This is a genomic window from Roseibium sp. RP-7 (genome assembly GCF_053005225.1).
Map to the genome: position 1 here is coordinate 1,376,078 of NZ_JBRKQA010000001.1, position 14,589 is coordinate 1,390,666.

General features: G+C 59.7%; 15 protein-coding genes. 12 read left to right on the forward strand and 3 right to left on the reverse strand.

The annotated features are described in order from the left end of the window. Window positions 1–10: 10 nt before the first annotated feature. From ACVDG9_RS06260 to ACVDG9_RS06270, 3 genes are all read right to left on the reverse strand, one after another. Window positions 11–826, reverse strand: coding sequence for a hypothetical protein (locus ACVDG9_RS06260; RefSeq protein WP_055658318.1), 816 nt, complete (start codon window positions 824–826; stop codon window positions 11–13). Between the two features lie 257 nt (window positions 827–1,083). Next, complete coding sequence (locus ACVDG9_RS06265; protein ID WP_023001661.1) at window positions 1,084–2,532, reverse strand: aldehyde dehydrogenase; 1,449 nt, start codon at window positions 2,530–2,532, stop codon at window positions 1,084–1,086. Between the two features lie 35 nt (window positions 2,533–2,567). After that, complete coding sequence (locus ACVDG9_RS06270) at window positions 2,568–3,269, reverse strand: GntR family transcriptional regulator (protein WP_055658321.1); 702 nt, start codon at window positions 3,267–3,269, stop codon at window positions 2,568–2,570. Window positions 3,270–3,481: 212 nt separating this feature from the next. Between ACVDG9_RS06270 and ACVDG9_RS06275 the strand changes: the two genes are divergently transcribed. The 12 genes from ACVDG9_RS06275 to lptB all read left to right on the forward strand — a co-directional run bounded on the left by ACVDG9_RS06275 (window position 3,482) and on the right by lptB (window position 14,517). After that, window positions 3,482–4,675 (forward strand): amino acid ABC transporter substrate-binding protein, encoded by a 1,194-nt coding sequence (locus tag ACVDG9_RS06275; protein ID WP_023001659.1) that lies wholly within the window; start codon window positions 3,482–3,484, stop codon window positions 4,673–4,675. A 59-nt stretch (window positions 4,676–4,734) separates the two neighbouring features. Continuing rightward, window positions 4,735–5,598, forward strand: coding sequence for a branched-chain amino acid ABC transporter permease (locus ACVDG9_RS06280; RefSeq protein WP_447237547.1), 864 nt, complete (start codon window positions 4,735–4,737; stop codon window positions 5,596–5,598). After that, window positions 5,595–6,518 carry a branched-chain amino acid ABC transporter permease gene (locus ACVDG9_RS06285; RefSeq protein ID WP_296600761.1) on the forward strand — a complete coding sequence of 308 codons (924 nt, stop codon included), beginning with the start codon at window positions 5,595–5,597 and terminating at the stop codon, window positions 6,516–6,518. The genes ACVDG9_RS06280 and ACVDG9_RS06285 overlap by 4 nt, the downstream gene beginning before the upstream one ends. Continuing rightward, the gene (locus tag ACVDG9_RS06290; RefSeq protein WP_077290556.1) at window positions 6,515–7,246 is read left to right on the forward strand and encodes an ABC transporter ATP-binding protein; all 732 of its coding nucleotides are present in this window, start codon (window positions 6,515–6,517) and stop codon (window positions 7,244–7,246) included. The genes ACVDG9_RS06285 and ACVDG9_RS06290 overlap by 4 nt, the downstream gene beginning before the upstream one ends. Next, a complete protein-coding gene (locus ACVDG9_RS06295) occupies window positions 7,246–7,956 on the forward strand; it encodes an ABC transporter ATP-binding protein (RefSeq protein ID WP_447237550.1) in 711 nt (236 codons plus the stop codon). The genes ACVDG9_RS06290 and ACVDG9_RS06295 overlap by 1 nt, the downstream gene beginning before the upstream one ends. A gap of 97 nt (window positions 7,957–8,053) precedes the next feature. Further along, window positions 8,054–10,411, forward strand: coding sequence for a heavy metal translocating P-type ATPase (locus tag ACVDG9_RS06300; protein WP_447237552.1), 2,358 nt, complete (start codon window positions 8,054–8,056; stop codon window positions 10,409–10,411). Between the two features lie 11 nt (window positions 10,412–10,422). Next, entirely contained in the window at window positions 10,423–10,848 is a 426-nt protein-coding gene (cueR, locus tag ACVDG9_RS06305) for a Cu(I)-responsive transcriptional regulator (RefSeq protein WP_055658337.1), read from the forward strand. Then, window positions 10,848–11,273, forward strand: a complete 426-nt coding sequence (locus ACVDG9_RS06310; protein ID WP_168691140.1) for a c-type cytochrome — start codon at window positions 10,848–10,850, stop codon at window positions 11,271–11,273. The genes cueR and ACVDG9_RS06310 overlap by 1 nt, the downstream gene beginning before the upstream one ends. 465 nt (window positions 11,274–11,738) lie before the next feature. Then, window positions 11,739–12,359 carry a ribonuclease D gene (locus tag ACVDG9_RS06315; RefSeq protein ID WP_031269608.1) on the forward strand — a complete coding sequence of 207 codons (621 nt, stop codon included), beginning with the start codon at window positions 11,739–11,741 and terminating at the stop codon, window positions 12,357–12,359. Window positions 12,360–12,404: 45 nt separating this feature from the next. Continuing rightward, the gene (gene lptC, locus ACVDG9_RS06320) at window positions 12,405–13,055 is read left to right on the forward strand and encodes an LPS export ABC transporter periplasmic protein LptC (RefSeq protein WP_208984459.1); all 651 of its coding nucleotides are present in this window, start codon (window positions 12,405–12,407) and stop codon (window positions 13,053–13,055) included. A 3-nt stretch (window positions 13,056–13,058) separates the two neighbouring features. Then, a complete protein-coding gene (locus ACVDG9_RS06325) occupies window positions 13,059–13,637 on the forward strand; it encodes an LptA/OstA family protein (protein ID WP_023001649.1) in 579 nt (192 codons plus the stop codon). A 124-nt stretch (window positions 13,638–13,761) separates the two neighbouring features. Next, window positions 13,762–14,517, forward strand: a complete 756-nt coding sequence (gene lptB / locus ACVDG9_RS06330; protein WP_023001648.1) for an LPS export ABC transporter ATP-binding protein — start codon at window positions 13,762–13,764, stop codon at window positions 14,515–14,517. Window positions 14,518–14,589: the final 72 nt, after the last annotated feature.

Sequence of the window (14,589 nt, forward strand, 5' to 3'; positions counted from 1 at the left end):
GCGATACGTTCTAGAAGGTGTATTTACTTTCCAGCAGCAGGCCGTAGCGGTGATAGTTCTGGTCGAGAACCACTTTCTCGCCGGTGACGACATATCTGCGGTCGAAATTCGAGTGGAGCCACCAGTAACGGCCACCGACGCCCAGTTGCCAGTTCTTGGTCAGGTCGACATTCAGCATCGCATCTGCTTCCAGACCATAGGTCCAGTCGCTTTCCCAGGTTTCTATCTTGTTGTAGCTCCAGGGGACACCTGCGACGTCAACAGACCAGCCGACGCGTTGGCCGATGTCGCCTTCAGCAGTCATGCCCAGGCGGATCGCATGCCAGTCGCGGGACTGTTCTACGGTCAGGTTTCCGTATTTCGCCGAAACGTCGTCGGACAGGTACTGGTAGCCGACGAACCCTTTCAGCCGCACCTGGTTGTTTGCAAATTGCGCAAAGCCCCAGCCGCCGTCGAGAACAACATATCCGAGCGAGGTCTCATCGGTTTCGTCCATCTCGTAGCCAGAGAAATGCACATCGCCGCCGTCGCTCCTGCCGAGGCCGACATAGCCCCTGAAGAAGGTGTTGGACGTCGTGTCCTCGAGCGTTCCGACCAGTTCCGCGGTGTGAGAGGTCACATTATCCGTGCTGGAAATGTCGAAGCCGCTGTTGTCCAGATCGGAGCGCGACTGGCTGTACCAGTATCGCAGACCGATGCTGCCGCGCAGCGTCGATGGCTGATAGAGCTCGCCGGGCCCTGAGTAGACATCCGCAGCGGAGGCAAGGGGCGCCGAAGAAAGCGCAAGGAAGGCCGCAATCGGAAGGGACTGCAAAAGTCTTTTCATGGCTGAAACACCGCTTGTCTGAATACGCGGGAATGCGCGCTATTGGTGTGTCAGGTATTGCAATTTATGGTTAACAGTGCGTGAAGGCACACCTGTTTAAGCCAGGTGACGCAGCGTCCCGCCCGGCGGGCCTTTCAAAGGAGGCGGGCCCCGGCACAGCCCCGGCAAGCCTTGCTGCGGGGCCTCTGGTGAAAGTGATTTGGCTCAACCGCCTCCCGCACACTTTCGGGGGGAGGCGGCGAGTTACCGGTGATGGATCAGATCGGATAGCCCTGACCGGGGTCTTCGATGGTGATCCAGCGCAGTTCCGTGAACTCGTTGATGCCTGCCGTACCGCCGAAGCGGCCATAGCCGGAGGATTTCACACCGCCGAAAGGCATCTGCGCTTCGTCAAAGACAGTCGGGCCATTGATGTGGCAGATGCCGGACTGGATGTCCTTGGCAACTTCCAGAGCCCTGCGGGTATCCTGCCCGAAGACGGCAGCCGAAAGGCCGTAATCCGTGTCGTTGGCGATCTCGATGGCATGGGCGGTGTCGCGGGCGCGGATCATCGTGGTGACAGGACCGAAGCTTTCTTCGCCGTAGATGCGCATCTCCGGAGTAACCAGATCGACGATGGTCGGGGCCATCACGGTGCCTTCCTCCGGCACGCCGCCGCACAGAACCTTTGCGCCTTTCGCAACGGCGTCGTCAATCAGGGCTTTTACATGGTCGACCGTGTCGCGATCGACAACCGAGCCGATATGAACCTGTTCGGTTGGCGCGCCCACTTTGAGAGCGCTGGCGCTGGCCGCGAATTTCTCCGCAAAGACGTCTGCAACGGACTGATCGACAACAACTTTTTCCGTGGACATGCAGATCTGTCCCTGGTTCATGAAAGCGCCGAACCGGGCCGCATTGACCGCACCGTCGAGATCGGCATCGTCGAGCACCACCAGTGAAGCCTTGCCGCCGAGTTCCAGAAGGCAAGGTTTCAGGTGCTTGGCGGCACGCTCTGCGATGATCCGGCCAACGCGGGTCGATCCGGTAAAGTTGATCCGGCGCGTCAGCGGGTGGTCGACCAGCGCATTGACCACTTCGGGAGCGTCAGCTGCATCGTGGGTCAGGATGTTCAGGACGCCCTTGGGCAAGCCCGCATCAGCCATGACGTCACCCAGAAGCCTGTGCAGGCCAGGGCATTTCTCGGAGGCCTTCATTACTACCGTGTTGCCGCAGGCAATCGGCAGCGCGAAACAGCGGACACCCAGAATGGTCGGAGCGTTCCATGGCGCCATGCCGACCAGAACGCCAACGGGCTGGCGGTAACCCATGGAAAAGGAACCGGGCTTGTCGGAGGGGATGATCTCACCCTTGATCTGAGTGGTGGAAGCGGCCGCTTCACGCAGGATCTTGGCGGCGAACATGTTGTTGAAACCGAGCCATGGCGCGGTCGCCCCTGTCTCGCGAATGCCGACCTCGACGAACTGCGGCGTGCGTTCTTCCATGAGGTCGGCAGCCTTGTTGAGGATCTTGCGCCGTTCACTCGGGCCAGTCTTCGACCACGCGGCAAAGGCAGCCTGCGCGGACTGCACAGCCTTGTCGACGTCGGCCGCCACCGCGGCTGCCGCCACGCTGGCGCGTTCGCCGCTGACCGGGTTCTTGCGTTCGAAGACAGCCGCGTTGCTGGCTGCCTGGTCCTCGTTGTCGATGAAAAGGCCGTAGTCCATGGGATCCTCCGTTGTGTTGGTCTTGTTTGGTCCCGTCAGTCGTCCGGGCCTGCGAACAGGGCGGAGTAGACGAGTGTCTGGTTGGCGTGTTCGCGCATGATCGATTCAGCGCGCTGTGGGTCGCGTTTCGAGATCGCGTCGAAGATGAGGCGGTGCTGCATGTTGCCCAGGCGCAGGCGCATCATGTCTTCTTCGGCCTTGTCGGCGCTGAACACCACCGTGCCCAGCTTGAGCATCGGGAGGCTTTCCATGCGATCGAACGCATAGCCGATGTAGTCGTTGCCGCACTGGCGCATGATCGTCTCGTGAAAGGCGACATTGCCGTCCTGATAGCGCGAGATCTTGTCACCATCCGCCGATGTGTCGGTTAGCGCGATGTCCATGTCCTTGATGACGGATTTCAGCGTCGCCTCGACGTCCTTGCTCATGCCGCTCTTGGCAAGCGTGCCGGCAGCCAGGCCTTCCAGTACACCGCGCACCTCGTAGGCGTGCTTGATGTCGCCCAGATTGAATTCCTGCACCGTGAAGCCGCGACCGTCACGCTTCTTGATGAGACCTTCCACCTCCAGCGCGCGCAGTGCCAGCCGCGCAGGTGTTCGCGACACGTCGAACATGTCGGCAACGCTCACTTCGCTGATCTTCGAGCCCGGTGCCAGCGAGCCGTCCATGATCATGCGATGAAGAACTGCCAGTACGCGCTTGTCGGACGGGGCTGTTTCATTTGCCTTGGTCGTCATCTGTCCTTGCCATTTTCGGATCCATACCTGTTCGAAGGCGTGGACCTTATCATGAGCATTTTCATATTTATGTATCCAAAAATAGCGTATTGTCATTACAAAATTTCTGAAATCACCGTTATTGGATGCAATATGTTGCAAAGTTGAAAATTTATGGATACAAAGTTTATGCGCGATCAAACGCATGATCTGCGCGACTGGGAGGAGTTCTGATGCGTAGAATAGTTTTTGGAGCGACTGCGCTTGCCGCGGCGCTGCTGGCCTCCACGGCCTTTGCCGCGGACCCGATCAAGATCGGCCGCGTGGTGCATATGACCGGTCCGGCGGCAGGAGGTGATGCTGCCAGCCACAGCCCGAATGTGGAGCTCTGGGTTAGCCAGGTGAACGGACGCGGCGGCCTGATGGTCGGCGGCGAGCGCCGTCCTGTGGAACTGGTCGAATATGACGACAAGTCCAATCCGGCCGAGATGATCAAGGCGGTGCAGCGTCTCGCCACGCAGGATGAAGTCGATTTTCTGCTGACGCCCTGGGGCACCGGTTTCAACGCGGCAGCTGCTCCGATCTTCGCAAAATACGGTTATCCGCAAATCTCGGTGACCAACATCACCGACGAGATCGAGGAACTTTCCGAACGGTTTCCGAACATGTTCTTCACCCTCGGCAACACGACCGGTTTTGTCGAGGGCCTGCGCGACACCTTGAACAAGCTTCGTGACAACGGTGCCATCGGCAACAAGGTGGCCATGGTCAACGTCGCAGATGCCTTCGGCATAGAGCTTGCGGCCGTCGCCCGTGAAGTTCTGCCGGCGGCTGGCTACGAGATTGTCTTCGACAAGTCCTACCCCCTCGGCACGGCGGATCTGTCCCCGGTGGTCAAGGGAGCCAAGGCGACCGAACCGGATGCGTTCATCGCCTTTTCCTACCCGCCGGATACCTTTGCCCTGACGGAACAGGCGATCATTGAAAATCTCGATGTCGGCGCCTTCTACACGGCGGTCGCGACAGCGTTTCCCGCCTACGCCGGTAAATTCGGCAGCAAGATCGAAGGTAATCTCGGGGCAGGGGGCGTCAATCTCGATCTGGAGCCGATGACGGAATACCGCACGGCCTTCAACGCGCTTCATGGCAACCAGCCTGAATATTGGGCCGCAGCCACCTACTATGCCAGCCTGCAGGTTCTGGAACAGGCGATCGAAGGGGCTGACAGTACGGACCGTGAGGCCGTGACCGAGTACATCAAGGCCAACAGCTTTGACACCGCCCTCGGCACGATCAGCTTCGACAAGCACAATGAATCGAAGCACTACTGGACGGTGGGCCAGTGGCACGACGGCCAGTTCAATGCCGTCGCCGGCGTCGGTGTTCCGGTTGCGGTCGAGCCGGTCGCCAAGGAAGGCTGGAACTGAAGACCTTCGGACCGGCCGGCTCAGGCCGGTCCGGATCGTCTCGCGAATTGGTAGTTTAGATGGACATCCTGATTTCCGGCCTGCTTCTGGGCGGAACCTATGCGCTCATAGCCATGGGGCTCAATCTGCAATACGGCGTCGCCCGGATCATGAACCTTGCCAATGGCGAGGTTCTGGTCATGGGGGCACTGGCGTCGTTTCTTGCCTTTACCGCGGCTAGCATAAGTCCGCTGATCACGGTGTTCCTCGTGGCGCCATTGGCGTTCGCAACCAGCTGGCTGGTCTACCGCGTCCTGCTTCTACCGCTTGTCCGGCGGGCGAAAACGCAAGGCCAGCTGGAGGTGGACTCCATTCTGGCAACCTTCGGAATGGCATTCATTCTGGTGGGCACCATGGTGTTGATCTATCCGGAACTGTTTGCCTATTCCTTCCTTGCCGTTCCGGTGGACGTTGCCGGAACGACGGTTGCCGCCAACCGGCTGGTTGCCTTCGGCGGGGCCGTGGTCATCAGTCTGGCGCTTTATCTCTGGCTGAACCGGTCCAACGCCGGATTGGCTGTCCGGGCTGTTGCCGTCAGTCCGATGGCAGCCGGTCTTGTCGGCATCAACGTCGAACGCATCAGCGCGCTGGCCTTTGCCATCGGCGGCACGATCACCGCGATGGGTGGCGTGCTGATTTCAACCTTCGTCACGCTTGATCCGTCGTTCGGTGTCATCTTCACCATGAAGGCGCTGATCATCGTGATCATGGGCGGGGTTGGCGACATTCGCGGGGCGATTGTGGCTGCGCTGATCCTGGGCGTGGTGGAAACCGCCGTGGCGACGCTGATCGATCCGGGGCTGACCCTGGCTGCTGCCTACACGATCTTTCTGCTTGTTCTCCTGTTTCGGCCCCAGGGCCTGTTTGGCAGGAGACCCGCATGAACATTTCAGCCCTTGCGATGCCCGGCGCCGCAGCGCTTCTGGCCGCCGCCGCATGCGTTCCCTTTGTCGCTGACGGCTACTGGCTGTCGATCGCCGTTACCGTTCTGATGTATGCCGCCCTTGCCACTTCATGGTCGCTGTTTTCCGGGCCGACCCATTACATTGCCCTGTCGACGGGCGCTTTTTTCGGCATCGGTGGTTATCTGGTCGGCCTCGGCATGAGCGACTACGACCAAAGCTTCTGGGCCATGGCGGCGCTCGCTCCCGTTGTCGCGACAGCGCTCGCCGCGCTGATCGGCTGGGCAACCCTGCGCCTGTCCGGCGTCTATTTCGTCATCTTCACGCTTGGTCTTGCGGAAATGGTCCGCAACCTCGTCAGCTGGGTGCAGAACAATTTCCTCGGTAGCCGCGGGCTCTATGTGCTCACCGACCTGGATGAAACGCATATCTACTGGATGCTGCTTGCCGTTCTTGCCGCCGTGTTCGTGTTCGGCTGGTGGCTTGGGCGGTCGCGGCTCGGGTTCGCGCTGCGTATTCTTGGCAATGACGAGGCTGTGGCGCGTCATGTCGGCATCAACACCGCGCGCACCAAGGTCCTGATGTTCATGACCACCGGCTTCGTCGCCGCTCTCGTCGGCGCCATCGTCGCACCGCGCTACTACTACATCGAACCGAATGTCGTGTTCTCGCCGGAACTCAGTTTTGTCGTTGTCATCATGGCTCTTCTGGGGGGCACGCGGAAACTTTACGGCCCGCTTCTGGGCGTTCTTCCCTTCACGCTTCTGTGGGAGGTGATTTCTGTCTCTTTCCCCAATGCCACCACGCTGGTTCTGGGGCTCGCTTTTCTTCTGATCGTCTATTTCCTGCCGAATGGTGTCACCGGTCTTTTCGGCAAGCTTCTGGCAGGGAGGTCGTCATGACACAAGGACAACCGATCCTTCACGTGGAAAGCCTCAGCAAGCGCTTCGGCGGTCTTGTTGCAGTCAACAATGTCAGTTTCCAGGTACTCGAGCATGAGGTGATGGGGCTGATCGGGCCGAACGGATCCGGCAAGTCCACGACCATGAACATGATTTCCGGCGCCCTGAAGCCGAGCTCCGGGGCGATCATTCTCAAGGGGCAGGATCTGACCAGGAAAAAGCCCCACGAAATTGCCCGCTCTGGCGTTTCCAGAACCTTCCAGCTTGTCCGCATTCTGCCGGAGCTGACCGTGCTGGAAAACGTCATCGCTGGCGGCGTCTTCGGCCATGCCAGGCGCTGGGGCAAGGAAGTGGAAACTTTCGCGGCGGAGCTTCTGGCAAGGGTCGGTCTGGAAGGGCAAAGTGGCAAGCCGGTCTCCGCGCTGACCTACATCGACCAGAAGCGGCTGGAACTTGCCCGCGCGCTCGCCAGTGAACCGGAAGTCCTCCTTCTGGACGAGTGGCTCGCCGGTCTCAATCCTTCCGAACTGACGGTCGGCATCGATCTGATTGCCAGCCTGCGCCAGGAGGGGCGGACGATCATTCTTGTCGAACATGTCATGGACGCCATCCGCTCGCTATGTGACCGGTGCCTGGTGATCAACTCCGGCGCCCGGATTGCCGAAGGCACACCGGAAGACGTGCTTTCCGACCCGGAAGTCATCCGGGCCTACCTGGGGGACGGCTGATGCTGGATATCAACGGGCTCACTGTCACCTATGGTCTTCATGCAGCCCTTCAGGGTGTCAGCCTGACCGCATCGAAAGGCGAGATCGTCGTCATTCTGGGCGCAAACGGGGCCGGCAAGAGTTCGCTGTTGCGGGCCATCGCCGGGATCAGTGAAGGAACGGTCAGTGGTGAGGCAGCACTCGCTGGCCAATCCCTTCGCCAGATGAAAGCGGACAGGATCGTCGAGGCTGGAATAGCCTTCGTGCCGGAAGGCCGAGGCATATTCGGCGATCTCAGCGTCTGGGAAAACCTGATGCTGGGTGCCTATCCGGAGCGGGCGCGAGCAAGCCGGCAGGAGAACCTGGAAAAGGTGGTTGCTCTCTTTCCGAAGCTGGCACAGCGGCGCAACCAGACCGCCCGAACCATGTCGGGTGGCGAACAGCAGATGGTGGCCATCGGCCGCGCCATGATGTCGAACCCGGACATCCTGATGCTGGACGAGCCGTCCCTTGGCCTGTCGCCACTCCTGTCGGGCGAACTCTTCGAGAACCTGTCGCGCATCCGGGAAACCGGCATCGGCGTCCTTCTGGTCGAACAGAACGCCAAGCGAAGCCTGGCGATCGCGGACAGGGGGTATCTGATTGAAAACGGCCTGATCACAGGCGCTGATACGGCATCTGCCCTGCTCAGTGATCCGGCCGTTCAGAAAGCCTATCTCGGATCGGGATAAACACCGGGCCGGAGAATAAGCAATTGTCCGTCTTGACCTTCCAGCAACTGGAGGGCCTATCTGATGAGGAGATCGAAGATCCATCAGGGCGAACATCATGCAGGATACAGAGATCCAGCCGAACCAGACTGGCGAGGCAGGCAAGGTCACGGACCCGGTCTGCGGCATGTCGGTTACTCTTGGAAAAGGCAAGCCGAGCCTGAAATACAAGGGCGAGGAGTTCCACTTCTGCAGTCCGAAGTGTCACGACAAGTTCGAGGCTGATCCCTATTTCTATGTGTCCGGCAATAGCAGGAAGAAAAAGGCGATGGAGGCGGAACAGTCCGCCAAGGGCGCACTTTATACCTGCCCCATGCACCCGCAAATCGTCCAGGAAGGTCCGGGAACCTGCCCGATTTGCGGGATGGCACTGGAACCGCAGAGCGGCGTTTCCGACGAACCCAACCATGAGCTGGTCGATTTTACCCGCAGGCTCTGGGTTAGCGCCCTGGCTGCTGTCCCGCTTCTGATCCTGACCATGGGGCCGATGGTAGGCGTGCCGATCCGCGACTGGATCGGCGAAGGCGTTGCGATCTACCTCGAAGTCCTGTTGGCTACGCCGGTAGTCCTGTGGGCAGCCTTGCCTTTTTTCCAGCGGGGCTGGGCGTCTCTGGTCACTCGCAATTTCAACATGTGGACACTGATCATGATCGGTGTCGGTGCAGCCTATCTCTATTCCATGATTGCCGCTTTCCTGCCTTTCCTGTTTCCGGATGCGCTGAAGGGACCGGAAGGCCATATGCCGGTTTATTTCGAGGCGGCGGTGGTGATTATCGCGCTGGTCTTCGTCGGCCAGGTGCTGGAACTGAGCGCCCGCGAACGCACGGGCGACGCGATCCGCGCCCTGCTGGACCTTGCCCCCAAGACAGCCCGGCGGATCACGCCGGAGGGTGACGAATACGACGCACCGCTTGAGAATATCCTCGCAGGGGATCTGTTGCGCGTTCGCCCAGGCGAGGCTGTTCCGGTCGACGGCGTGGTCAAGGAGGGTGGGTCATCCGTCGATGAAAGCCTGGTCACCGGGGAACCGGTTCCGGTCGAAAAGAACCCGGGAGACAAGGTTACCGGCGGAACGCTCAACAAGACCGGGTCCTTCACCATGGAGGCGAAGCTGGTCGGTGCGGACACCATGCTGTCCAAGATCGTCGACATGGTTGCCTCGGCGCAACGTTCACGCGCCCCGATCCAGGGGCTGGCCGATCGCGTTGCAGGATACTTCGTGCCTGCGGTACTCGGTGTGGCGGTGCTTGCTTTCGTGATGTGGCTGTTCCTAGGTCCAAGCCCTTCATTCGTTCACGCGGTTGTCGCGGCCGTCTCGGTGCTCATTATCGCGTGTCCGTGTGCACTCGGCCTTGCCACTCCGATGTCGATCATGACGGCAACGGGCAGAGGCGCGCAGGCCGGCGTTCTGGTAAAGACCGCCGAAGGTCTGGAACGGCTAGCAGCAGTGGATACGATCGTCGTTGACAAGACGGGAACCCTTACCGAAGGCAAACCGGTTGTCGATGAGATTGTTCCGGCCGCCGGCAAAAGCAAAATGGAGCTTCTGCGGCTGGCCGGCGCGCTTGAAAAAGGCTCGGAACACCCGCTTGCCGAAGCGATCCTCGGGGCAGTCAAAAGCCAGGATCTGGATCTGCCCAGGGCAGAAAACTTCGAAGCCGTCACGGGGAAAGGCGTGCGTGCACGGGTCGATGATGCAGTCGTTCTTTTTGGCAACGCCGCTTTTGCCAGCGAAAGTGGCGCCGATTTGTCCGATCTTGGCGATCGTGCCGAAGAACTGGCTGAGCTCGGCAAGACGGTGATGTATCTGGTGCAGGAGGCTGGTGAGACAGCGCAGCTTCTTGGGCTCATCGCCGTTGCGGATCCGGTCAAGGCAAATGCCAGGGCAGCCATCAGCGCCCTGCATGACGACGGTATCAGGATCGTCATGGCAACGGGCGATGCGCCCCGCACGGCAGACGCCGTAGCCAAGCTGCTGGGGATTGACGAGGTTCACGCCGGTGTGTTGCCGGAAGGCAAGAAAAAGCTCATTGAAGACCTGAAGTCCAGGGGGGCAACGGTTGCCATGGCTGGTGACGGTGTCAACGATGCGCCCGCATTGGCTGCTGCCGATGTCGGCCTTGCCATGGGCACGGGGGCCGATGTCGCGGTGGAAAGCGCCGGACTTACGCTGCTCAAGGGCGACCTGGAAGGCATCCTGCGCGCCCGGAAGCTCGCCCGCGAGACGGTCCGCAACATCCGGCAGAACCTCTTCTTCGCCTTCGTCTATAATGCGGTCGGTGTGCCTGTGGCGGCCGGTGTGCTCTATCCGGTCTTCGGTGTACTGCTGTCGCCGATGCTGGCCGCCGCCGCCATGAGCCTGTCTTCGGTTTCGGTTATCAGCAACGCGCTGCGTCTGCGCACGCTGAAGCTTTAAGGAAAAGAAAAATGAATATCGGTGAAGCCTCCGAACAGAGCGGACTGCCGGTCAAGACGATCCGCTACTACGAGGATATCGGCCTCGTCCGCCCTCTGCGCAGCGAGAACGGATATCGCGATTTTATCGACGCGGATCTCCAGCGGCTGAAGTTCCTTCAAAGGTCGCGCAGCCTTGGGTTTTCCATCGACGAGTGCCGTGAACTTCTGTCTCTCTACGAAGACCGCAACCGGGCAAGTGCCGACGTCAAGGCGATCACCCGGGCGAAGATCAAGGAAGTGGATCGCAAGATCGAGGAACTGCGCTCACTCAAGAAGGTTCTGTCAGAGCTGGTGACCGCCTGCCATGGTGACGATCGGCCCAACTGCCCGATCATCGACGATCTGTCCGGCCAGCATGACCACGATCAGCTGGATGAAGATAGCAGGCAGGCTTGATGAGCAGGATCTTTCTGACAGTTTCAGCGATCTTGTCCGTTATTGTGCTGGGCATTCTGTTCTGGGGGCTCGTGTCCGGAAAGGAACAACCGCCTGCAGCCAGTGGAGCCGCGCTGGTGTCGGTGCAAGTCCCGGCCCTGGAAGGAGACGCCCTGGCTGGCGAAACTCTTTTTCGCGAAAACTGCGCGAGTTGTCATGGCGACAACGCTGCCGGGCGCGATGGCATCGCGCCTCCGCTGGTACACAAGATTTACGAGCCTGGCCATCACGCCGACGGGGCCTTTCTGCTCGCAGTCTCCCGTGGCGTGCGTGCGCACCACTGGCCATTTGGCGATATGCCGCCCGTGGATGGCGTCAGCCAGGAGGATGTACAAAAGATCGTTGCCTATGTACGCGCGCTTCAACGGGCAAACGGGATCAACTGAACTCGAGGGGCGGGGCGCGAGCTTTGAACCGGAGGGGTGTTTGTTGGCCTCGGCTGTCGCGCCGTCTTTCCGAACCGGTCATGGAAGAGGGATGGCCGGTGGCCGAGTGCCTGGTGCATTGATTACGACTTGGGACTGGAATTGCAATGAGCTGCCACCAGGCAATTCGTATCAAGAAATAGCATTCTCTTCACGTATCGGCATGGTTCTGCGGTCAACCGGCTTGCCTCATCCCGCCGCATGTTTTACCTGACGGAAAACTTATTCGAAAAAGCGGCCTGTCGTTTGCCTGTTGCGGGCAGTCGGCAGGCAATAACATTTGCGGTCGTTCAACCTGTGTTCATGTGTCATGGCATAAATGCAGGTGCGGTCATTGAAGATAAGAAACAGGTGTCCTGCTGGATCAGCATGGCAGGAGCATCGACAGAAATTGTGCTCGGGACAGGCCAGAGGAGACGAAACGTCATGACCATCCGCTATCACAAGGGCGATTTGCCCGATCTGAAAGCCTATGAAACGGCAAGTGCGGTGGCGGTCGATTCCGAGACCCTGGGCCTCAACCCGCATCGTGACCGGCTCTGTGTTGTGCAGCTTTCACCGGGCGATGGCAGCGCCGATGTGGTCCAGATCGCACGCGGCCAGAGCGAGGCGCCAAACCTCGCTGCGCTGATGACCGATACGGCCAAACCGAAAATATTCCACTTCGCCCGGTTTGATGTTGCGGTGCTTCAGCACTATCTGAACATCCAGGTCTCGCCGATCTGGTGTACGAAAATCGCCTCCAAACTGGTTCGGACCTATACGGATCGCCACGGACTGAAGGATATCACGCGCGAACTTCTCGGGGTTGAATTGTCCAAGCAGCAGCAGAGCTCGGATTGGGCTGCAGAAACATTGAGCGACGCCCAACTGGCCTACGCGGCTTCGGACGTGCTTCATCTGCACGCCTTGAAGGAACGGCTGGAAATGATGCTGGAGCGTGAAGAACGTAGTCATATTGCCCGGGCCTGTTTCGATTTTCTGCCGACGCGGGCAGAACTCGATCTGAAGGGCTGGGAAGAAAACGATATTTTCGCCCACTCGTAATGGCTTAGGTGCCAGGAGATCGGGCACACGATTTCGGAGAATGGATTGAGCGCTGTTGGCGATCATATGCACGGACATGCGGCCAGGCGACCATTGACCCGCGCCCAACGAGCCGCGCGCCGGCACAGCCTGATGGTGCGCATCATGCGCTGGCTGTTTCCTGGCGTCGGGCTGTTGATTCTGGCAGTCATGGTCGGGCTTGTGGTCTTGTTCAACGTGCTCAGCGGGCTTGGTGCCACCAACATGATGCTGACCAGCGAGGGGCTGGTGATGGATCATCCCGAACTGTCGGGTCATGATGGTGACCGCTCCTACCGTGTAACCGCCTACAGGGCGATCCAGCGCCTCAGTGACCCGCGCGTCATCGATCTTGAGACCATTCGGGCCGACATCACGCTCAGCAAGGACCAGAGCGCGCAGATTGTGGCGCTGAAAGGTACCTACAACAACGCGACGGAGAGCTTGCGGCTCTATGAAGGCATTCAGCTTGAATGGAGTGAAGGCTACACGGTCGACCTGTCCGAAGTGGAAATCGACCTCAGCAACGGGGCTCTGAAGACCTCGCAGGTCGTGTCCATTCGTTCCGATCAGGGCCGTGTCGTGGCGGGCAAACTCGACTATGATAAAGCCAAGGGAATCGTCAGGTTTTCCGACGGTATCAAGATGACCCTCAATCCTGCTTCGCAAGGACAGTAAGAGATGACTTTTCTGAAACGCATGACGATTGCCGCCGCCGCAGCCCTTCTTGCCGGTTCGGCCCATGCCCAGACCTTCTCCGATGCCTTCGCCGGCTTCGGGTCGAACGATGGTGAGCCAATCGAGATCGAGGCGAGTGAACTGAGGGTCGAAGACAACAACAACACCGCAACCTTCGTTGGCGATGTGCTGGTCACGCAGGGCGAAACCAGCCTCAAGACGCAGCGGCTCAAGGTGTTCTACGTCGGCTCAGGTGCTGAGAAGACCGAAGAAAGCGCCGTCCAGCAGAAGATTTCGAAGCTGGAAGCGGCGGGAGGCGTGTTCATCACCTCCAAGGACCAGACCGCGAAGGGCGACGAAGCCAGCTTCGACATGAACAAGGAAGTCATGGTGATGACCGGCAAGGAAGTCGTGCTCAGCCAGGGACCGAATGTTGTCGTCGGGAACAGGCTGACCGTCAATCTGAAGACCGGCCAGGCCAATCTGAGCGCCGGCAACGGCAAGGTGTCCGGCCAGGGCAGCGGCCGCGTCAAGGTGCGCATTCAGCCCAACAGTGTGAACAACGACCAAAACGGCAACTGATATTGACGGCTGGTTCGACTCGACAGTGTCGGCCTCAGACCTTATGTGAAGCCGCGGCAATGATCGGATGGACGGCGCGCCAGTGAAGAGAACGTCTTCGGAGTATAACGGATTGCAGGGAAGCATGCCGGAAACGGGCCACGATGGCGAAGAACTGTCGCAGGCGCTGGTCGTCGATGGCATCGGCAAGACCTATGGCCGCCGCCAGGTGGTGAAATATGTGAGCCTGTCCGTGAAGCCTGGCGAAGCCGTCGGCCTTTTGGGGCCAAACGGTGCCGGCAAGACCACGACCTTCTACATGATTACCGGGCTGATCCGGCCGGATCAGGGCAAGATCTCGCTGGAAGGCTTCGACATCACCCGTATGCCCATGTACCGGCGCGCTCGGCTCGGCATCGGCTATCTGCCCCAGGAAGCGTCCATCTTCCGTGGCCTGACGGTGGAAGAAAACATTCGCGCCGTTCTGGAAGTGATCGAGCCGAACCGGCAGAAACGCCGGGAGGAGCTCGACGAGCTGCTGGCTGAATTCGGCCTCACCCACTTGCGGAAATCGCCGAGTATCGCCCTTTCCGGTGGTGAACGCCGCCGCGTTGAAATTGCCCGCGCACTTGCAAGCCGTCCGTCCTTCATGCTGCTCGATGAACCTTTCGCAGGTATCGACCCCATCGCTGTGGGGGATATTCAGCAGCTCGTGCGTCACCTGACCCAGCGTGGCATTGGCGTTCTGATAACGGACCACAATGTTCGCGAGACGCTTGGCCTCATCGACCGCGCCTACATCATCGCTTCGGGCGAGGTTCTGACGGAAGGGCTCCCCCAGGAAATTGTCACCAATCCGGATGTGCGCCGGCTTTATCTGGGTGAACAGTTTACGCTTTGATGACACGCCGCCAGCTACGTTATACACTCGGTCTGCAATCAAGAAGCAAAAAGCAGACCAACTTGAAATAAC